This window comes from Algibacter sp. Ld11 (genome assembly GCF_045066735.1).
Taxonomy (GTDB): Bacteria; Bacteroidota; Bacteroidia; order Flavobacteriales; family Flavobacteriaceae; genus Algibacter.
The window spans coordinates 156,726-176,305 of record NZ_JBISHH010000023.1; the positions used below are offsets into that span (position 1 = coordinate 156,726).

Below are 19,580 nucleotides of genomic sequence, written 5' to 3' on the forward strand. Positions count from 1 at the left end.
AAACTTACCTTATCAATAAGTACAGAACATTCATTTGCAGAACCTTAAAGTTCGCATAAAAAGATATATCAATGACCAATATAAGAGTTTTAGCAATTATAGGCACAGGACCAAGAGGCGGATACGCCTTAGAGAATCTAATTTTAGAACTCGTAAAAAAAAACAGTTTAAAAAACATCCATGTATTACTCTTTGAAGAAACTGCTCTATTTGGAAATGGCCAAGTTTATAACACAAATCAAACTAAAAGCAACTGGATAAACATAAATGAAAGAATTCTACATTTAGATAAACGTGAAGCCATTAATATAGATGAAATTAAAATACCGGAATTCCCTTCTTACCACGAATGGATAGACAAAGATTTTAATAAAATAACCAAAGAGGAAGCAGATACTTATCCGCCACGAGCACAGGTTGGCGAGTATTTAAAACAACGGTTTCAAACATTAGCAGCACCTCTTTTAAAAGCCGAAATTATTTCATTATTAGAAGAGCAAGTAACCGCTGTAGAAATTACTGGCAAAATAGTTTTAAAAACTAATTTAAACACCTACAAAAATATAGACGAGGTATTACTAACCATTGGACACCAACCCACTTTTCTATCAAAACAAATAAAGACTTGGAGCGCTTTCGCATCAGGAGAATCAAATATTAGTTTATTTACTTCACCTTACCCTATAAAGCAATTTTTAAATACTGAAAGCATCACTTCTCAAAGCTCCATAGGAATTCGTGGATTTGGATTAGCCATGATAGATGTTGCTAGAAGTATTGCAAATAAATTTGGAGATTTCAGTATAGAAAACAATGAAACACGAGCCTGCATCTACAAAACAGATTATGCCATCACAAATTTGTTTATTCCCTTTTCTCTGGATGGGTTACCACCTGCCCCGAAACCCCTAAATGCAGAAATAGACGATTGGTTTAAACCATCTAAAAAACAAATTTCAGAATTTGAAAATATTATAAAAAACACCTCAATTCAAAAAAAAGCAAACGGTCCGTTATTTTTAATTGAAGCCATTACACCCATTATAGCCAAAATATACAATGAACTTCCTAATACATATTTACCCAAATTATCTATTAAAGATATTGAAACAATTACCAAAACATGGTTGCTAGATCAAACCTATCAACATCAAGTTATTGTACCTCAATACCAATCTGCAAACCAAAGTATGCAAGATTTTGTTGGTATGGCTACGGGTAAAAACGCAATTAGTCTAGATTATTGTATTGGTCAAGTTTGGAGACACTGCCAGCCCTCTATTTACGATAAGCTCTCGTTCAATAAATGTACCGATAAAGTTTTTGCTGAAATAATTAAATTAGACGAAAGCACAAAACGCTATTCTTACGGACCACCAGTAGAGAGCATTCAACAAATGCTTGCCCTACATAAAGCAGGTATAATGAATTTAGAATTTGCAAACAATCCAGATTTCGAATTAACAAAAACCGGCTGGAAATTCTCTAAGAAAGGCTATACAATAACAGCGAATATTATGATTGATTCCGTTCTAGATTCACCAAAAATAAATATGGTAAACTCACCCATTATACAAAACATGCTCGTTAACGATTTAATTGAAGCCGTGCATGATGAGTTAGGAGTACACACTGATGAATATGCTTATGTGGTTTCTAAAAACCTAGACAAAAAACCACCTATAGCATTACTTGGCAGACTAGCGAAAGGCACAATAATTGGTGTAGATGCCATTTTAGAATGCTTTGGCTCACGAGCAAAAAAATGGGCATCGAAAGCGACAAAACATCATGTAAATTGGCTCGAAAAACACTAAAAAACAAAGACATACACAAACCATTACTTACAAGAAAAGTTTTGTACATTTACAATACACCTCAACATTACCCTACAAAAAAATAATATTTAGAAAAAAAATAATAACCTTTGCCTAAGACATTAAATATATTATGAAAGCCTAGCCCGATAGCTAGATGGTATTTAAATCAAAAAAATAATTTGCATTAAATGAGATAGCCGCATGTTTCCTATAGATATCCGAACCCTTTACTTATGCTGCACTTTAATTAATATTATTAATATAGTATTGATTATCTCCTTGCATTTTCAAGTTAGAAAGCGATTTTCTGGCACTTTTTTAATACTTATCAACTTCTGCCTAAGCGCCACGGGAAATGTTTTAGTATTCTTTCGTGGTTATATTCCAGACTGGGCTTCCATACCTTTAGGAAACTTCTTTCTTGTTTCATCCTTAATTGTTTTATTAATGGGATTAGAACAATTTCTAAAAGAAAAAGGAAACCATATTTATAACTATATACTCCTTTTTATTTTCGTTATAAGTCATTCATATTACACCTTTGCAGAACCTAATTTAAATGCTAGAAATATAAATATTGCTGTAGCTTATGTAATTATTAGTTTTCAAATTGCTTTTTTGATGTTTAAAAAAACGCCAGAAAACATGCGGAGAATAACACGCTCTATTGGTTACCTTTTTTGCGCTGTTTTTATTATACAGTGCATTCATATTCTTTACAATTTACAAAAAGAGGAAACGCTATCAGATTATTTTAAATCATCAACGATAGAGTCTTTATTTCTTGTATCATGGATTATTATCACCATTCTAATGCCTTATACCATTACTTTAATGTATAATAAGCGCTTAATTATAAATATAAACAAACAAGAAGAAAAGTTCTCAAAAGCCTTCCACGCCGCTCCTTTTGTTATTATACTATCAAAATTTAGTAATGGTAAAATATTTGAAGTTAATAAAAGTCTAGAAACCATTTCCGACTACAAAACAGAAGATTTAATAGGTATAAATTCTGAAGAATTAAATTTATGGGGACAGAAAGGTGATCGTCAAAAATTCTTATCGAGCCTAAGTACTAACGGTTATGTTAAAGATAACGAATATGTGTTTCGAAAAAAATCTGGAGAATTATTTCCAGGGTTAATTACTGCACAAATAATAAATATAAATAATGAAGATTGTATTATTTCTGTAATTAACGACATTAGTAACAGAAAAAAAGCAGAGCTAAATTTAAGAAATAGCGAAGCTACTTTAAGAGAATTAAACTCAACAAAAGATAAATTTTTCTCGATAATTGCTCATGATTTACGAACGCCTTTTAATGGCATAATAGGGTTTAGTCAAATACTAAGTCAACAAATAAAAGAAAACAATTACGAAGATATCGATGAATACGCCGAGATTATCCAAACCTCGTCGGAACATGCCATGGCTCTACTATCCAACTTAATGGAATGGTCTAGATCTCAATCTGGGCAAATTAAATTTAATCCACAGTATATCGATTTAATTGCCTTAACTCAAACTACTGTAGAATTACTAAAAACTTCAGCCGAACAAAAACAAATTAATATTAACCTGAATACACCCGCTAACATTATTATATATGCAGATAAAGAGATGATAGAAACAGTGCTGAGAAATATCATCTCTAATGCCTTAAAATTCACTCCTAAAAACGGTGTAATTACAATACATGCAGAAGAAAAAAATACTGAACACATAATCTCTATTACAGATAATGGTGTTGGTATCCCGCAAGACAACCTTGAAAAGCTATTTAAAATAGACAGATCTTACTCAACAGCTGGTACAAACGACGAGAGCGGAACCGGCCTAGGTTTAATATTATGCAAAGATTTTATTGATTACCACAAAGGAAAAATTTGGGTAAAAAGTGAAATTGGTAAAGGGACTAGTATATTCTTTTCTTTACCAAAAATAAATCATTCAATACGTTAGAAAAAGGGATAATTACATTCTATATCTTAATATAATTTAAACGAAATTGCGCTTAAATAACAGAAGTCTATTATATTTCTATAAATTACATTTTTAGTATTTTAGTTTTATGAATAAAATTGATATTCGCACCGTAGATGTTACGCAATATGTGCACCCATTAAGAGAAGGCGGCTCACTTCCGGCCATAGTAAAGGCCGATGACGGCTTTTTGTACGTATTAAAATTTAGAGGAGCTGGACAAGGGAAAAAAGCATTAATTGCAGAATTTATTGGTGGCGAAATAGCGCGCGCCATAGGATTAAAAGTTCCTGAATTAGTTTTTATGAATCTGGACGACTCGTTTAGCAAAACCGAACCCGACGAGGAAATACAAGACTTACTTAAATTTAGCGTAGGTTTAAACTTAGGTCTACATTTTTTATCTAGCGCTATAACCTTTGACCCCTTAGTTAGCTCGGTAGACAGCTCAACAGCTTCTAAAGTAGTATTATTAGATAGTATAATTAGTAATATTGATAGAACTGCGAAAAACACCAATTTGCTGCAATGGAATAATGAACTTTGGATTATAGATAATGGCGCAAGTTTCTATTTTCATCATGATTGGAAAAATTGGGAGAACCATTTAAAAAGGTCTTTTCCGCTTATAAAAGATCATGTGCTTTTACAAAAAGCCACAAGTTTAAAAGAAGCTTCGTTAGAGATTAAGCATATGTTAAGTAAGGATAAGATTAAGGAAATTATTTCGAACATCCCAGAGGATTGGCTTATAAGCGAATCTGACCTCATGAGTAGCGCCCAAATGAGAGCCGCCTATATTGAGTTTATCAATTCGAGATACGCTAAAATTGATTTACTAGTTAAAGAAGCTGAAGATGCAAGATAAACACACATTTGAGTACGCAATAATAAGAATTGTACCTAAAGTGGAACGAGAAGAATTCTTTAATGTTGGCGTTATTCTTTTTTCGAAGCGTAAAAAATTTCTTGGTATGAAATATTTTATAAATCCAGATAAACTCAAGGCCTTTTCTCCTGAAGTAACATTAGATTTATTTAATGACTACTTAAAAGCTTGGGAACTGGTTTGCGCCGGAAACCCATTAGGAGGCAGAATAGAAAAGATGGAATTATCGGATAGATTTCGATGGTTAACAGCCTGCAGAAGCACGATAATACAGAGTTCTAAAACACATCCAGGATTGTGTAACAATCCAGAAAAAACATTAGAGGATCTTTTTAATAGCCACGTACTATAATTCAAACATGCATAACGGTTTCTATAAAAACAAAAAGATTGAGTAGTGAAATATTTTTATTCATTAGTTCCCTAACTAACAATAGCACCCACGAATAAAGCCTGACCCTTTCGGGCAACGTCCAAAATATATTAAAAGCCGAGAATTAATTTGGCGATAAGGAAATAGATAAGAATACCAAAAATATCGTTACTGGTTGTAATAAACGGCCCAGTAGCAATAGCAGGATCTACACCACGTTTATCCAAAATAATTGGCACAAATGTACCGATTAAGGCAGCCATAATTATAACTGTAATTAATGCAATACCAATGGTAACTGAGACTCTGTATGTAGTGTTAAAACCAAAATGACTTATAAGTAATACAATACAAGCAATGGCAACTCCATTTACTAAACCAAGGGTAAACTCTTTAAACAGACGTTTTAATAATTTACCTTTTATAGTGTTGTTTGCTAAACCTTGAACCACAATGGCCGAGGACTGCACTCCTACGTTACCAGCCGTAGCTTGAATAAGCGGAATAAACAATAGCAACTCTGGAAATTTAAGCATGGCTCCTGTAAAACCATTAATAATACTTGCTGCTCCAAGACCTCCAAACATACCAATTAACAACCATGGCAAGCGGGCTTTGGTGAGCTCCCAAATATTATCATCAGCCTCAACATCTTGCGAGATACCTGCGGCCAATTGATAATCTCTTTCCGCTTCCTCTTTTATGACATCTACAACATCATCAATAGTAATACGCCCTAAGAGAATTTGTTTTCCATCGACAACAGGAATGGCCTCCAAATCGTATTTAACCATAACTTGAGCAACGACTTCTACACTGTCGTGAACATTTACAGAATCGACATTGGAAATATAAATATCGGCGATTTTTTGTTCGTTTTTAGCAACAATAAGATCTTTTAATGATAGGCGACCTACTAGCTTGCCTTGCTTATTTACAACATAAACGGAGTGCACACGAGTAACCTCTTCGGCTTGACCACGAATACGACGTAAACAACCAGCAACCGTCCAAGTATCATAAACTTTTACAAGTTCTTTTGCCATAAGTCCACCTGCGGTATCTTCATCATAGGCTAAAAGCTCTGTAATTTCAGCTCTGTGCTCTTCATCTATTATCTGAGCGATGACCTCTTGTTGACGTTCCTCTGGAAGTTCGGCAATAATATCGGCAGCATCATCGGTGTCTAACTCCTCAATTTCGTCGGCAATTTCTTTAGCTGAAAGATTTTTTAATACCTTTTCTCGATTGTCCTCATCGAGCTCCATTAAAATATCGGCTGTAGTTTCCGAATCGAGCAGCTTTATAACATACATCGCTTCGTCTAGATCGAGCTCGTCTAAAATCTCGGCTATATCCGCGTAATGAAAATCATCTAGATGCAACTTAAGCTCCTTATCCTCTTTAGCCTCGATAAGCTGCTCTACTTGCTCAATAAGTTCTTTACTTAACTGAAATTGTATGTTTTCCGTTTCTTCAGACAAATGAAAAAATTTAAAAGGTTCTACTTGTCGTTTTCTAACAATTGCGTAAGCTCTAAAAACGAGGCTACACTTAATTGCTCGGGACGTTGGCCAAATATACTATTTGCTTTTAAATTATCGGACAAATTGAATGTTTTTAAACTGTTACGAAGTGTTTTTCTTCGTTGTTGAAAAGCTGTTTTTACTACTTTGAAAAACATTTTTTCGTCGCATGGCAGAGAATAATCTTTTTTACGGATAAGCCTTAACACACCAGAATCTACTTTTGGTGGCGGATTAAATACATTTGGAGGTACGGTAAACAAATATTCAGCATCGTAAAAGGCTTGCACCAATACAGAAAGAATACCGTAGACCTTAGAGCCTTCTTTAGAGCAAATACGCGCTGCGACTTCTTTTTGAAACATTCCCGAAAATTCAGGAATTTGATCGCGCATTTCTAACGTTTTAAATACTATTTGTGTTGAAATGTTATAAGGAAAATTACCAATAATAGCAAAAGGTTCACCTTCTAACACTTCATTTAAATCGTATTTTAAAAAATCTTTTTCTATAATTCTAGGCGCCAAATTTAAATAATTGGCTTGCAAATATTCTACAGATTCCGTATCAATTTCAACAACATAAGTTGTAACAGGTTTTTTAAGCAAGTATTTAGTAAGCACGCCCATACCAGGACCTATTTCTAGAATGGTTTTATAGTTATTTAGCGTTAAGGTATCGGCTATTTGTTCGGCAACAGTTTCATCATTTAAAAAATGTTGACCTAGATGTTTTTTAGCCCTTACTTGATTATTGTCTGATTTATATGCCACGAAATAGAGTGTTTTAAAGAATCACGAAGATATGAAACTTAAAAACAATACTTCTGTCGGGATTATATATTGTTTTTGCAACTAACCAATGTTTATTAATATTCAAAAATGTAATGTTTCTAAAAACCATTAGACTAAAGCCACATGCAACAAACATTTACGGAGTTTTCGACTAATGCTATTTTAAAAATTGGAGATGAATCGCTTTTAAACGCCTATAAAGAATCGACTCAAGCGGGGCTATACACCTTTATTAGAACTCATAATACCAAAGCCGAAATTATTGTAGACAGCATACCATACACGATAGAAGCAGGAAGCCTATTAGTGCTTACACCTGTGCAATACATTCAATTTGTTAGCGGTGAAAATTTAATTGTATATCAATTTAATCAGGAGTTTTATTGTATTAAAGATCACGACCAAGAGGTAAGTTGCGCCGGCTTGTTATTTTTTGGAAATGTACACGTACCCCTAATTGGGCTTAGTACAGAAGAAGCGCATAAATTCTCAATTCTTCATGAAGTTTTTATGGATGAGTTTAAAACAAAAGACAGCATCCAAGCCGAAATGTTACGCATGCTTATGGCTCGCTTTATTATAATAAGTACACGCTTATTAAAAGCAAAAGAAGGTTTTATTGAAACTACAAAAAACACCAAAATAGAATTATTACGTGAATTTAATATATTGGTAGAAGCTCATTTTAAAACCGAGCATAGCGTATCTTACTACGCCGAGAAACTTTTTAAATCTCCAAAAACCTTATCCAATACGTTTTCTAAACTTAACACGAGTCCGTTACAAATTATTCATGACCGTATTATTCTAGAAGCAAAACGCTTATTAATCTATACCGACAAAACAGCTAAAGAAATAGCTTATGAAGTTGGCTTTGAAGATGCTTCGCATTTAAGCCGATTATTCAAAAAAAACACCTCTTTCTCTCCATCAGGCTTTAAAAAACAGCTTAAAACTAAGGTTTAGGGAAAAATCGACAACTCTTCGGGTAATCTATCCATTCTACAGCATCTGTTTATACTTCATCTTTGCACTGTATAATTAAAACATCAAAGACATGAAAACTAAAAACATATCCATTTTCAATTTAATTGAAATATTTAGAAGCAACAAGAAAGTAGTATTAAATACTATTAGTCCTAAAACACATTGTGAGCAAAATCATTTATACGATTTTTATTGCGATGCTGAAAAACCACACATTACCCAATAATTTACCCAAAAAAACACAAAAGGGAAAAATTGACAAGCCAAAAGGAAAAACCCACATGGCGTAACCTTTAAAACCGTCGCACCTTTGTACCAAGATATTAAAACAAAATAATTAATAATAAAATTTAAAAATATGAGCACATTTAACGTATTAACAAGAGAAGAAGTAAGCGAAAATAATCAAGCTATTTTTGACAACTTAAAAAAAGCAGTTGGCTTTGTACCAAATTTATATGCAGCATACGCCTATAGTGATACTGCACTAGAAAATTACTTAGGTTTCGCCAATGCCAAAACATCTTTATCGGCTAAAGAAAAAGAAGCTGTAAACTTAGCAGTAAGTGAAGTGAACAACTGTATCTATTGCTTATCTGCACATACCGCTATTGGAAAAATGAATGGCTTTACAGATGAACAAATTTTAGAATTAAGAGCAGGACATTCTTCCGTAAACGATAAACTTGATGCACTAGCAGCTTTAGCTAAAAACATCACAGAAAATCGCGGAAGAACAGATGCTGCAGTTCTAGAAAACTACTTTAACGTTGGTTATACAAAAGCAAATTTAATAGACACTATATCATTAGTTGGAGATAAAACAATATCTAACTACGTACACAGCACAACACAAGTACCAGTAGATTTCCCTGTAGCACAACCACTACAAAAAGCGGAAACCATAGCTTAACTAAAACGCATAGCCTTAAGGTTTTTAACATAAACAATTATTAACAACGCTTTATAAAAAACTGAAGCAAAATTAAATTTAAAGATGAAAAAAATAGTAGCAATTTTAGTATTCGTATTGGCATTTACAGCAAACTCTAACGCACAAGACCAAGCAGTAAAAACAGTAGCTTTAGAACAAACTAAAGGAGAGTTTACACAAAAGAATTTAACGATAAGTGAAGGTTCTTACATATTCGAAATCGCAAATAATCATTCTGGTGTAGATGTTGGTTTTGTATTAATAGAAAAAGGAAAAGATGCAAGCAACCCAGAAAACCATATTAAAACAGCTTACGTAACCAAAGTGGTAGCCGAAGGAAAAACAGAACAATCTAACGTGACCACTTTAGAAAAAGGTGAATACGTATATTTTTGCCCATTAAACAAAACACCTCAGTACACCCTAACTGTGGAGTAAACAATAGTGTTTTTTATTTGTAATGAAAAGGCCGTCTTAATGCAAGATGGCCTTTTTTCATTCCTATTTAAGAAAAAAAAACCGTCTAAATATTTCTATCCAAACGATCTCTTGATGCTAAAAAACTAATATTATCTCAATCTAAAGAGTGACTAATTCAAATAAATAACTGTTTAGTTTTTGTAGCGTATTGATTTTATGACTAGAATCTATTAAAAGAGAAATATTGTTATTACTTCCACCATAAGAAATCATTCTAATTTTTACATCTTGTAAGATTTGAAAAAGCCTAAAAGTATCTTGATGATTAACAACAGCATGCCCAACTAAACAAACTATACTTTGGTTTGCATCAACCTCAATCGACGCTATTTTCTCTAGCTCAACCAAAATTTTATCTAAATTTTTATCATCATCAATAGTTAAAGATACTGCAACTTCAGAGGTTGTAATCATATCAATTGATGTTTGATACGTTTCAAAAATTTCAAATACTTTTTTTAAGAATCCGTGAGCCTGTAACATACGGGCAGATTTAATTTTAATCGCAGTAATACCATCTTTTGCCGCAATAGCTTTTATTCCAGTCTCAGAGGTTTTACTAGAAATTAAAGTACCATGCGCTTCTGGATTCATGGTATTTTTTAATCGTACCGGAATACTATCTTTTCTAACCGGAGTAACCGTCTGCGGATGTAAAATTTTCGCACCGAAATAAGCTAACTCAGCTGCCTCATCGAAAGATAAATCAGAAATTGGATGCGTATTTTCAACATATCTCGGATCATTATTATGCATACCATCAATATCAGTCCAAATCTGCACCTCTTCAGCTTTTATTGCCGCACCAATTATGGTTGCAGTATAATCACTCCCTCCGCGTTGCAGGTTAGAAATCTCACCAGCATCATCTAAACAAATAAAACCTTGTGTAATATAAATATCAGCTGGTCCAGCTTCTTCTAAAACAACCTGAAAATTATCTTTTATATAATTAATATCTGGTTCTTTAAAACCATCTATTTTCATAAAATTTAAAGCAGGAAGTAAAACAGAATTCACTCCTTCTTGTTGTAAAAAACTATTAAACATATAGGTAGACATTAATTCTCCCTGAGCAACAATTTGGTTTTCTACCAACTCTGCCGTCCATTTTGAAGCACAACCCATTAGAAAATTAAAAACACCAGAAATATATGTTTTAGTTTTTGCATTTAATGCTTGGTCTTGCAGTAAAACATCAATAACCTCATTATAAGTAACATGCAAAGCAGCCACTTTATCTGCAGCCTCTGCGCCGCGGTGTTCGGTAATGTCTTTGGCAATAGCCACTAACTGGTTTGTTGTACCTGACATCGCCGAAAGTACTACAACCTTTTTAGTGCCATCATTTATAATGTTTTTAACATTAAGCATATTCTCAACCGACCCGACCGAAGTCCCTCCAAATTTTAAAACTTTCATAGTGACAATACTTTTTTATTTATTTCTGAAGCAAAACTAAAACTCTTAAAGACAATAATAGCATTTTTTAAAAAATATGTTTATTTTTGCACAAATTGTTAAATATTTAACATGAAGACTGTATCTAACTGTGTAGAAGACATTTTAATTTCGCAACCTTATTTAGAAGAAGCGCTTTCTAGAAATATTATAAATTTTAGTGCATTAGCGTTAGAACTTACCGAACCCATTAGCAAAATGCTAAAAAAGGATGTTAAAGCAGGAGCGATTATGATGGCCCTGCGTCGCTACAACCCACCAATTACATTAACCAATTCGGTAAAAATGAAACGCGTAATCCAGAACTTAGGCGATATTACTGTACGCTCTAATTTAACAGATTACACCGTTAAAAACTCCGAAACACTTATTGATAACCACGCCAAGATTCTAGCACGTATCAATCAAGAATCAAAATTATTCTACACTTTCACAAGAGGAATTCATGAAAGCAACATTATTGTTTCTAGTAGTTTAAACGATTTTATAAAAGACTCCTTAAAACGAGAATCCTTTATAGCTGTGCAAGAAGGCCTCTCGGCTATTAGTATTAATTTACCACAAGACAACTCTAAAATAGCAGGACTGTATTATCACTTTTTTAAGCGATTGGCTTGGGAAGGCATCGTGCTTTACGAGGTAATCTCTACCACCAACGAGTTCACCATTTTAGTTGAAGACGAATATGTAGACCAAGCCTTTGCAGCCATAAAACGAGTGAAATCTTAATTTTTAAATCTTAAATGATACAGTATCTTTGCCCGAGATATTCTAATCATGATTTTACAGTACAAAGGCATTAATATATTTTATAGCGACCAAGGTAAAGGTAGCGCAATAGTTCTACTCCACGGTTTTTTAGAAAACTCGACAATGTGGGATGAGCTTACACCTGCTCTATCCAAAAAAAACCGAGTAATCTGCATTGATTTATTAGGCCACGGAAAAACAGACTGTTTAGGCTATGTACACAGCATGGAACTCATGGCGGAAGTTGTTAACACCGTTTTAAAACACTTAAAAATCCGTCGTTCCACATTTATTGGCCACTCCATGGGTGGTTACGTAGCACTCGCTTTCGCGGAAGAACATCCAGACGCATTAAAAGGCCTATGCCTAATGAACTCTACAGCTAGTGCCGACACAGCAGAAAAACAACTAAATAGAGATCGCGCCATTCTTGCTGTTAAGCAAAATCACAAAACCTTCATAAGGATGGCAATTGTAAATCTTTTTAGACCAAAAAACAGAATCTTATTTACTGATAAAATAAAACAAATTAGAAAAGACGCCCAAAAAACACCACTTCAAGGTATTGTAGCAGCATTAGAAGGTATGAAAATCAGAAACGATCGTGAAGCACTCTTACATTTTACGCCTTTTAAAAAAATGTTAATTGCAGGGAAGAAAGACCCTGTTTTATATTACGACACTCTTGTAGAACAAACCCAAAACACAGAGGTCAAACTAGTTACACTTCCAGATGGACATATGTCTCATATTGAAAATAAAGACGAGCTTTTGTTAAATTTAATGCATTTCATCGAAAAAATATAGCTTTTCGTCGTGTTTATTTTTTATTTTTACTATATTCACAAAGTAAAAAACCAACCCCAATGGAAAACACACCCTATAAACCAGCCCTTTTACCAAAAATGTATTGTAGTCTTTTTGGCCACAATTATAAAGTTTCTAAGAAAGTAACTTATCACGTAAGTGAGTACACGTGCTCACATTGCAAAAAGCAATTAACCACAAGTAGCAACGGTGCTTTAATAGAGCTCACTCCAAAGTTCAAGGAAATAAACAATATTTTGGAACGCATACATACCAGCAGAAAAAACAGAAACAACAAAATTCTTATTTAAAACCTACAAAAAGCTATGTTCTACTACAAACTTCCTTCAACATTAATACGCCCGCACCGCAAAGAAGTGCTACAACTAATACAACGCATTGTTTTAGATTACACTGTAAAAAACAATTAATCGAAATTTTTCCAACCTTGTGCAATTAAAGGAATTCTAGTATTTGCGCGTGTAACTAAATGCACGCCTTCGTTGTCATCCTTCATGTGCCCAATAATACTTAAATGCGGATTTGCTTTAATTTTCGTGAAATCGTCTTGCGAAATTGTAAAAAGCAATTCATAATCTTCACCTCCATTCAAAGCAACAGTCGTGCTATCAATATCAAATTCCTCACAAACTGTTATTACAGTAGGATCTAAAGGGATTTTTTCTTCATATAAATCGCATCCAACTTTGCTACTCTTACATATATGTAAAATTTCAGAAGATAAACCATCGCTAACATCAATCATAGCTGTCGGTTTAACATCTAATTCTTTTAGCAACTTACCGACATCTTTTCTAGCTTCTGGTTTTAACTGGCGCTCAATAATATAAGTATAGGCCTCTAAATCTGGCTGACTATTCGGATTCACTTTATAAACTTCCTTTTCTCTTTCAAGTACTTGTAAGCCCATATAAGCAGCACCTAAATCTCCTGTAACAACTAACAAATCTCCCGGCTTTGCGGTGTTTCTATAAACCTCATCACCTGTAGTCACCTGCCCAATGGCGGTTACAGAAATTAACAGCCCAGTTGTTGACGATGTGGTATCACCACCAACAACATCAATATTGTAAATTTTTGCCGCTGTTTCAATACCAGCATACAACTCTTCCACAGCTTCTAAAGGAAAACGATTAGAAACCGCTATTGAAACTGTAATTTGAGTAGCCTCTGCATTCATGGCATAAACATCAGATAGATTAACAACAACAGCTTTATAACCTAAATGCTTTAAAGGCATGTAGCTTAAATCGAAATGTACATTTTCCACCAATAAATCGGTAGTCACGACTATGTTTTTGTCTTCAAAATTTAAAACAGCAGCATCATCTCCAATTCCTTTAACAGTGGAGCTATGTGTAATTTCAAAATTCTTAGTTAAATGCTCAATAAGTGCAAATTCCCCTAAAGTACTTAACGGCGTACGTTCTTGATTTTTATCTTCTATCATGCTGCAAAAATAAGAAGCTAATTCCGTTTTTAATAGAAAATCGAGAGCAAACCTCTTAGAATTACAAACATTAACCAAAGAACCTAAACTAAACCAAATATTTCGAAGATTACCAGAACTTAACAAACAGAAGAAATCGAACTTCTTTAAACAATTGATTTCACCCTATTAGAGCTTTATCCAATCAACCTTTCATCGTCATCAACGACTTTGACAGACTATAAAAACACGCATTTCATCGATTAATAATAATATTTCATCGATAATTTTGTCAATTTGCTTAAATTTGTAATCCCAAATACTATTAACTTATGGAACATAATTTACCTCTAAATATGTTTTGCGCCTCTTTTGGCCATAACTATTTCCTTATTGAACGGACAAGTTTCGAAATGTCTCAACTTATTTGCAAATCATGTGGTGCACAATTTAACTACAACACAGATGGAGAAATTGTAAAAGCAAAAACAAACTACACCAATTTAGACGAGATTATAAAAATTTTAAGACCAAGTTAATCTTTCAAATTTTCATTTTTTCTTCATACTAAATTGGACTTTCATATTTTAAAAAAATAAATGAATCTCACATCAATTCTGCAATAAATTCATTTAAAAATCAGAACAATATGTAACCAAAAGCTAGTTCATAAAAAAAACCTATCAAACTATATGCTAATATAATGTTAGGTTCTATGGAAATCCATGACTTATATTGTATATTTGCACTCTATTTAGAGCAAATCTAAATTCAAAATATATGATAAAAGTTTCTGAAACAGCTAAAAAGAAAGTTATCGAGCTTATGACAGACGATGGCTATAATCCTACCGAAGATTTCGTTCGTGTTGGGGTAAAAAGTGGTGGTTGTTCTGGCTTATCTTACGATTTAAAGTTCGATAAAGAAAATCAAGAAGACGATAAAGTTTTTATCGATAATGGTGTAAAAATCATTGTTGACAAAAAGAGTTTCTTGTATTTAATAGGTACTACTCTAGAATACTCAGGAGGATTAAACGGCACAGGCTTCGTTTTTAATAATCCTAACGCAAACCGTACTTGCGGTTGTGGCGAATCGTTTTCATTATAAAAAATTAAGAAAGAATTATGTCGAAGTATACCGAGGATGATTTACGCGAAGAGCTAAAAACCAAAGAATACGAATACGGTTTTTTTACCGATATAGAATCTGAAACATTTCCTATTGGTTTAAATGAAGATATTGTGCGCGCTATTTCTAAAAAGAAAGATGAGCCACAATGGATGACCGATTGGAGATTAGAAGCATTTAAAGTTTGGAAAGAAATGGCAGAGCCAGAATGGGCGAATGTTAGGTATACAAAACCAGATTTTCAAGCCATAGCTTACTATTCTGCTCCAACTTCTGTAGATCCAAATAAAACGTTAGATGATGTAGATCCTGATTTACTTGCTATGTACAAGAAATTAGGAATTTCTGTCGACGAACAGAAAAAAATGAACAATGTTGCTATGGATATTGTTGTAGATTCCGTTTCGGTTGCTACAACGTTCAAGAAAACATTAGGAGAAAAGGGTATTATTTTTATGAGTATTTCTGAAGCTATTAAAGAGCATCCAGAACTTGTAAAAAAATATTTAGGAACCGTTGTTCCAACTAAAGATAATTTTTATGCAGCTTTAAACTCTGCTGTTTTTAGTGATGGCTCTTTCTGCTATATTCCTAAAGGTGTTAGATGCCCAATGGAATTATCTACATACTTTAGAATTAACCAAGCAGGAACAGGACAATTTGAAAGAACTTTAGTAATTGCCGACGAAGGTAGTTATGTAAGTTACCTAGAAGGTTGTACTGCACCAAGTCGTGATGAAAATCAATTACACGCAGCCGTTGTAGAGCTTATTGCTTTAGACGATGCTGAAATAAAATACTCAACCGTACAAAACTGGTTCCCTGGTAATGCAGAAGGAAAAGGTGGTGTTTACAACTTTGTAACTAAAAGAGGTTTATGCGAGAAAAACGCAAAAATCTCATGGACACAAGTTGAAACTGGTTCGGCTGTAACATGGAAATATCCTTCTTGTATATTAAAAGGAGATAATTCTGTAGGTGAGTTTTACTCTATCGCAGTGACCAATAATTATCAACAAGCCGATACAGGTACAAAAATGATTCATATTGGTAAAAACACAAAATCTACCATTATTTCTAAAGGAATATCGGCAGGTAAATCGCAAAACAGTTACCGTGGTTTAGTACAAATTGGCTCTAGAGCTGATAATGCACGTAACTTTTCACAATGTGATAGTTTACTAATGGGTAATGAATGTGGAGCACACACCTTCCCATATATTGAAGCTAAAAACAAAACAGCTAAAGTAGAACACGAAGCTACAACTAGTAAAATTGGTGAAGATCAAATTTTCTACTGTAACCAACGTGGTATCGATACCGAAAAAGCTATTGCGTTAATTGTAAATGGTTTTAGTAAAGAGGTACTAAATAAGTTACCAATGGAATTTGCTGTTGAAGCTCAAAAATTACTAGAAATTAGTTTAGAAGGTTCTGTAGGATAACATCTATTAAATCGATATAAATGAAAAAATTAGCCATTTTAGTTCTTTGTATTTCACTATTTACAAGTTGTAAAAACGACAGCAAATCGAATGAAAACATATATCAAGATGATGATTTAACACTATTAAAAGGTGAATTTGTTTATTACGATGGTGCTGCAGTATTGCAAACAAGCACAGAAATCTATGGTGTTTTCATTACTGATAAACTAGAAGAACTAAATAAACAAGCAGAAGCCTTTAAAAACAGCAAAACCGATATGGTTACTGTTGAAATACGAGGCAAGGTAACGCAGGAACAAGACAAAAAAATTCTTTGGGAAAACAAAGTTGATATTGTTAAGATTATAAGCGTAACACCAGCACATAACGAAAACGAAGGCCTTGTTAAACTAGGCAGTTAAATAATAAAATTAAACACCGAATTCTAATTTGATTAGAATATTCTAATCGAAACAGAATTTAAAATATAAAGTATGTTAAAAATAAATAATTTACACGCAAGCGTAGAAGATAAAGGCATTCTAAAAGGTATTAACCTAGAAGTGAAAGCAGGAGAAGTTCACGCTATTATGGGGCCAAATGGTTCTGGTAAAAGTACACTAGCTTCAGTTATCGCTGGAAAAGAAGAATATGAAGTTACAGATGGTAACATTATTTTTGAAGGTGAGGATATTGAAGAATTAGCAGCCGAAGAGCGCGCTCATAAAGGTGTGTTTTTATCGTTTCAGTACCCGGTTGAAATCCCTGGAGTATCTGTAACTAACTTTATAAAAACAGCTATTAACGAATCGCGTAAAGCAAAAGGTTTAGGAGATATGCCTGCCAAAGACATGCTTAAACTTATTCGTGATAAAGCAGATTTATTAGAAATGGATCGTAAATTTTTATCTCGCTCGTTAAACGAAGGTTTTTCCGGTGGAGAAAAAAAACGTAACGAAATTTTCCAAATGGCCATGTTAGAGCCAAAATTAGCAATACTTGATGAAACTGATTCTGGTTTAGATATCGATGCATTGCGTATTGTTGCGAATGGTGTTAACAAACTTAAAAGCAAAGACAACGCTGTAGTTGTAATTACACACTACCAACGTCTTTTAGACTATATCGTTCCAGATTTTGTACATGTTTTATACAATGGTAAAATTGTAAAATCGGGTGGTAAAGAGCTAGCTCACGAGCTTGAAGAAAAAGGATACGATTGGATTAAAGAAGAAGTGAACGCTTAAAAACAGTCTCAGTATTTGGTAACAGCATGCAGTTGCATTCTTAAACCCAATTACTCAAGATTATAAAACATAGTAAACAGTTTAACTCCTAGATTTTCTTTTACTGAAAAACTGAGACTGCGACTGAAAACTGAAAACAATGGATTTAAAAGAAAAATTAGTATCATCTTTTTTAGCATTTGAGAACAACGTAGATGTTGATACTCAAATACATGATATTAGAAACGAAGCTATAAAAGCATTTGAAGAAAAAGGCTTTCCTTCTAAAAAAGAAGAAGCTTGGAAATACACCTCTTTAAATAGAATTTTAAAAGAAGATTATAGCGTTTTCCCTAAAAACGAAAGCACTATCGATTATAAAGACGTGAAAAAATATTTTATTCACGATATCGATTCTTATAAAGTAATTTTTATAGATGGAAAATATTCTTCTTACCTATCGGAGACTACTCACGATGGTATAGATGTTTGTTTAATGTCTGCAGCTTTAACTAAGCCAAAATACCGCCTAGTTATAGAAAACTATTTTAATAAAGCCGCTACTAAAGATAGTTTACCATCTTTAAATACAGCATTTTCGCAAGAAGGCGCTTATATCCATATTCCAAAGAATAAATTGGTTTCAAAACCAATTCAAATTATACATTTCTCTACAGGAAGTGAAGCGGCTACTTTATCTCAACCACGTAATTTAATTGTAGTAGACGAGAATAGTCATGTTCAAATTATTGAGCGTCACCAAAGTTTAACCGATAACCCTGTACTTACAAATAGTGTTACCGAAATTTTTGCTAACAAGCGTGCTATTGTAGATTATTATAAAATTCAGAATGATAATTCTAACGCATCACTTATTGATAATACATTTATCAAACAAAAAAGAGAAAGTGTAGCATCTGTGCACACATTTTCTTTTGGAGGTAAACTAATACGTAATAACCTTAACTTTTATCAAAACGGAGAGCGTATTGATTCTATATTAAAAGGTGTTACTATTATTGGCGAAAAACAACACGTAGATCACAATACTTTAGTTCACCATATAGAACCAAACTGTGAAAGCCACCAAGATTACAAAGGTATTTTTGGAGACAGCTCTACAGGTGTTTTTAATGGTAAAATTATTGTAGATAAAGAAGCGCAAAAAACAAACGCATTTCAATCTAACAATAATATATTAGTAAGTGATAAGGCAACAATAAATAGTAAACCACAATTAGAAATTTTTGCAGATGATGTAAAATGTTCTCACGGCTGTACTATTGGGCAATTAGACGAAAGCGCTATGTTTTACATGCAATCTCGTGGTATACCAGAAAAAGAAGCTAAAGCGCTTTTAATGTATGCCTTTAGCAACAATGTTTTAAGTTCTGTTAAAATCCCTGAGATGAAACAACGTATTACTAAAATTATTGCAAACAAATTGGGTGTAAACATCGGATTCGATTTATAGTCTACATTTTAACCCTTATAATTTAAAAGTAATATTAGAAAAGCTCGTCTTTTATAATGTTA

The 19,580-nt window shown here is 33.3% G+C and carries 21 protein-coding genes; 17 read left to right on the forward strand and 4 right to left on the reverse strand.

Annotated elements, in window-relative coordinates:
- Positions 1-71: 71 nt before the first annotated feature.
- The 4 genes from ACJJV4_RS10095 (at position 72) to ACJJV4_RS10110 (ending at position 5,050) form a co-directional block, all read left to right on the forward strand.
- Positions 72-1,817: an FAD/NAD(P)-binding protein gene (locus ACJJV4_RS10095; RefSeq protein WP_405294015.1), complete on the forward strand. Its 1,746-nt coding sequence runs from the start codon at positions 72-74 to the stop codon at positions 1,815-1,817.
- A gap of 450 nt (positions 1,818-2,267) precedes the next feature.
- Positions 2,268-3,788: an ATP-binding protein gene (locus ACJJV4_RS10100; protein ID WP_405294017.1), complete on the forward strand. Its 1,521-nt coding sequence runs from the start codon at positions 2,268-2,270 to the stop codon at positions 3,786-3,788.
- A gap of 109 nt (positions 3,789-3,897) precedes the next feature.
- Positions 3,898-4,677, forward strand: a complete 780-nt coding sequence (locus ACJJV4_RS10105; protein ID WP_405294019.1) for a HipA family kinase — start codon at positions 3,898-3,900, stop codon at positions 4,675-4,677.
- Positions 4,667-5,050: a DUF3037 domain-containing protein gene (locus ACJJV4_RS10110; RefSeq protein ID WP_405294021.1), complete on the forward strand. Its 384-nt coding sequence runs from the start codon at positions 4,667-4,669 to the stop codon at positions 5,048-5,050. The genes ACJJV4_RS10105 and ACJJV4_RS10110 overlap by 11 nt, the downstream gene beginning before the upstream one ends.
- A gap of 131 nt (positions 5,051-5,181) precedes the next feature.
- Here the strand turns inward: ACJJV4_RS10110 and mgtE are convergent, their stop codons facing one another.
- Together mgtE and rsmA are read right to left on the reverse strand one after the other, a co-directional pair.
- Complete coding sequence (gene mgtE / locus ACJJV4_RS10115) at positions 5,182-6,555, reverse strand: magnesium transporter (protein WP_405294023.1); 1,374 nt, start codon at positions 6,553-6,555, stop codon at positions 5,182-5,184.
- Positions 6,556-6,575: 20 nt separating this feature from the next.
- Positions 6,576-7,370 carry a 16S rRNA (adenine(1518)-N(6)/adenine(1519)-N(6))-dimethyltransferase RsmA gene (gene rsmA / locus ACJJV4_RS10120; RefSeq protein WP_405294025.1) on the reverse strand — a complete coding sequence of 265 codons (795 nt, stop codon included), beginning with the start codon at positions 7,368-7,370 and terminating at the stop codon, positions 6,576-6,578.
- A gap of 144 nt (positions 7,371-7,514) precedes the next feature.
- Between rsmA and ACJJV4_RS10125 the strand changes: the two genes are divergently transcribed.
- The 4 genes from ACJJV4_RS10125 (at position 7,515) to ACJJV4_RS10140 (ending at position 9,750) form a co-directional block, all read left to right on the forward strand.
- On the forward strand, positions 7,515-8,357 hold the full coding sequence (locus ACJJV4_RS10125; protein ID WP_405294027.1) for a helix-turn-helix domain-containing protein: 843 nt from the start codon (positions 7,515-7,517) through the stop codon (positions 8,355-8,357).
- Between the two features lie 91 nt (positions 8,358-8,448).
- Positions 8,449-8,604 carry a hypothetical protein gene (locus ACJJV4_RS10130; protein ID WP_158846030.1) on the forward strand — a complete coding sequence of 52 codons (156 nt, stop codon included), beginning with the start codon at positions 8,449-8,451 and terminating at the stop codon, positions 8,602-8,604.
- A 132-nt stretch (positions 8,605-8,736) separates the two neighbouring features.
- The gene (locus ACJJV4_RS10135) at positions 8,737-9,291 is read left to right on the forward strand and encodes a carboxymuconolactone decarboxylase family protein (protein ID WP_405294030.1); all 555 of its coding nucleotides are present in this window, start codon (positions 8,737-8,739) and stop codon (positions 9,289-9,291) included.
- A gap of 84 nt (positions 9,292-9,375) precedes the next feature.
- On the forward strand, positions 9,376-9,750 hold the full coding sequence (locus tag ACJJV4_RS10140; protein WP_405294032.1) for a cupredoxin domain-containing protein: 375 nt from the start codon (positions 9,376-9,378) through the stop codon (positions 9,748-9,750).
- Between the two features lie 141 nt (positions 9,751-9,891).
- Here the strand turns inward: ACJJV4_RS10140 and ACJJV4_RS10145 are convergent, their stop codons facing one another.
- Positions 9,892-11,214, reverse strand: coding sequence for an aspartate kinase (locus ACJJV4_RS10145; RefSeq protein WP_405294034.1), 1,323 nt, complete (start codon positions 11,212-11,214; stop codon positions 9,892-9,894).
- Positions 11,215-11,325: 111 nt separating this feature from the next.
- On the opposite strand from ACJJV4_RS10145, the gene ACJJV4_RS10150 reads away from it, so the two are divergent.
- From ACJJV4_RS10150 to ACJJV4_RS10160, 3 genes are read left to right on the forward strand one after another with little or no spacing between them, the layout of a single operon-like run.
- A complete protein-coding gene (locus ACJJV4_RS10150; protein WP_405294036.1) occupies positions 11,326-11,982 on the forward strand; it encodes a hypothetical protein in 657 nt (218 codons plus the stop codon).
- Between the two features lie 48 nt (positions 11,983-12,030).
- Positions 12,031-12,810, forward strand: a complete 780-nt coding sequence (locus ACJJV4_RS10155; RefSeq protein WP_405294038.1) for an alpha/beta fold hydrolase — start codon at positions 12,031-12,033, stop codon at positions 12,808-12,810.
- Between the two features lie 59 nt (positions 12,811-12,869).
- A complete protein-coding gene (locus ACJJV4_RS10160; protein ID WP_405294040.1) occupies positions 12,870-13,121 on the forward strand; it encodes a hypothetical protein in 252 nt (83 codons plus the stop codon).
- A 116-nt stretch (positions 13,122-13,237) separates the two neighbouring features.
- Here ACJJV4_RS10160 and thiL read toward each other — a convergent pair whose 3' ends face one another.
- Positions 13,238-14,281, reverse strand: a complete 1,044-nt coding sequence (gene thiL / locus ACJJV4_RS10165; protein WP_405294042.1) for a thiamine-phosphate kinase — start codon at positions 14,279-14,281, stop codon at positions 13,238-13,240.
- Between the two features lie 311 nt (positions 14,282-14,592).
- On the opposite strand from thiL, the gene ACJJV4_RS10170 reads away from it, so the two are divergent.
- The 6 genes from ACJJV4_RS10170 (at position 14,593) to sufD (ending at position 19,518) form a co-directional block, all read left to right on the forward strand.
- Positions 14,593-14,799 (forward strand): hypothetical protein, encoded by a 207-nt coding sequence (locus ACJJV4_RS10170; RefSeq protein WP_405294044.1) that lies wholly within the window; start codon positions 14,593-14,595, stop codon positions 14,797-14,799.
- Positions 14,800-15,040: 241 nt separating this feature from the next.
- Positions 15,041-15,370 (forward strand): iron-sulfur cluster assembly accessory protein, encoded by a 330-nt coding sequence (locus ACJJV4_RS10175; RefSeq protein ID WP_074937377.1) that lies wholly within the window; start codon positions 15,041-15,043, stop codon positions 15,368-15,370.
- 17 nt (positions 15,371-15,387) lie between these two features.
- Positions 15,388-16,836 carry a Fe-S cluster assembly protein SufB gene (sufB, locus tag ACJJV4_RS10180; RefSeq protein WP_159018973.1) on the forward strand — a complete coding sequence of 483 codons (1,449 nt, stop codon included), beginning with the start codon at positions 15,388-15,390 and terminating at the stop codon, positions 16,834-16,836.
- Positions 16,837-16,856: 20 nt separating this feature from the next.
- Complete coding sequence (locus ACJJV4_RS10185) at positions 16,857-17,240, forward strand: hypothetical protein (RefSeq protein WP_405294047.1); 384 nt, start codon at positions 16,857-16,859, stop codon at positions 17,238-17,240.
- A 72-nt stretch (positions 17,241-17,312) separates the two neighbouring features.
- Complete coding sequence (sufC, locus tag ACJJV4_RS10190) at positions 17,313-18,065, forward strand: Fe-S cluster assembly ATPase SufC (protein ID WP_405294049.1); 753 nt, start codon at positions 17,313-17,315, stop codon at positions 18,063-18,065.
- A 139-nt stretch (positions 18,066-18,204) separates the two neighbouring features.
- Positions 18,205-19,518 (forward strand): Fe-S cluster assembly protein SufD, encoded by a 1,314-nt coding sequence (sufD, locus tag ACJJV4_RS10195; RefSeq protein ID WP_405294051.1) that lies wholly within the window; start codon positions 18,205-18,207, stop codon positions 19,516-19,518.
- Positions 19,519-19,580 lie beyond the last annotated feature (62 nt).

What these genes read in the sequence shown, in the direction of transcription:
- ACJJV4_RS10095 (WP_405294015.1), top strand. Translation starts at nt 72, where the DNA reads ATGACCAATATAAGAGTTTTAGCAATTATAGGCACAGGACCAAGAGGC.
- ACJJV4_RS10100 (WP_405294017.1), top strand. Translation starts at nt 2,268, where the DNA reads ATGGGATTAGAACAATTTCTAAAAGAAAAAGGAAACCATATTTATAAC.
- ACJJV4_RS10105 (WP_405294019.1), top strand. Translation starts at nt 3,898, where the DNA reads ATGAATAAAATTGATATTCGCACCGTAGATGTTACGCAATATGTGCAC.
- ACJJV4_RS10110 (WP_405294021.1), top strand. Translation starts at nt 4,667, where the DNA reads ATGCAAGATAAACACACATTTGAGTACGCAATAATAAGAATTGTACCT.
- ACJJV4_RS10125 (WP_405294027.1), top strand. Translation starts at nt 7,515, where the DNA reads ATGCAACAAACATTTACGGAGTTTTCGACTAATGCTATTTTAAAAATT.
- ACJJV4_RS10130 (WP_158846030.1), top strand. Translation starts at nt 8,449, where the DNA reads ATGAAAACTAAAAACATATCCATTTTCAATTTAATTGAAATATTTAGA.
- ACJJV4_RS10135 (WP_405294030.1), top strand. Translation starts at nt 8,737, where the DNA reads ATGAGCACATTTAACGTATTAACAAGAGAAGAAGTAAGCGAAAATAAT.
- ACJJV4_RS10140 (WP_405294032.1), top strand. Translation starts at nt 9,376, where the DNA reads ATGAAAAAAATAGTAGCAATTTTAGTATTCGTATTGGCATTTACAGCA.
- ACJJV4_RS10145 (WP_405294034.1), bottom strand. Translation starts at nt 11,214, where the DNA reads ATGAAAGTTTTAAAATTTGGAGGGACTTCGGTCGGGTCGGTTGAGAAT.
- ACJJV4_RS10150 (WP_405294036.1), top strand. Translation starts at nt 11,326, where the DNA reads ATGAAGACTGTATCTAACTGTGTAGAAGACATTTTAATTTCGCAACCT.
- ACJJV4_RS10155 (WP_405294038.1), top strand. Translation starts at nt 12,031, where the DNA reads ATGATTTTACAGTACAAAGGCATTAATATATTTTATAGCGACCAAGGT.
- ACJJV4_RS10160 (WP_405294040.1), top strand. Translation starts at nt 12,870, where the DNA reads ATGGAAAACACACCCTATAAACCAGCCCTTTTACCAAAAATGTATTGT.
- thiL (WP_405294042.1), bottom strand. Translation starts at nt 14,281, where the DNA reads ATGATAGAAGATAAAAATCAAGAACGTACGCCGTTAAGTACTTTAGGG.
- ACJJV4_RS10170 (WP_405294044.1), top strand. Translation starts at nt 14,593, where the DNA reads ATGGAACATAATTTACCTCTAAATATGTTTTGCGCCTCTTTTGGCCAT.
- ACJJV4_RS10175 (WP_074937377.1), top strand. Translation starts at nt 15,041, where the DNA reads ATGATAAAAGTTTCTGAAACAGCTAAAAAGAAAGTTATCGAGCTTATG.
- sufB (WP_159018973.1), top strand. Translation starts at nt 15,388, where the DNA reads ATGTCGAAGTATACCGAGGATGATTTACGCGAAGAGCTAAAAACCAAA.
- ACJJV4_RS10185 (WP_405294047.1), top strand. Translation starts at nt 16,857, where the DNA reads ATGAAAAAATTAGCCATTTTAGTTCTTTGTATTTCACTATTTACAAGT.
- sufC (WP_405294049.1), top strand. Translation starts at nt 17,313, where the DNA reads ATGTTAAAAATAAATAATTTACACGCAAGCGTAGAAGATAAAGGCATT.
- sufD (WP_405294051.1), top strand. Translation starts at nt 18,205, where the DNA reads ATGGATTTAAAAGAAAAATTAGTATCATCTTTTTTAGCATTTGAGAAC.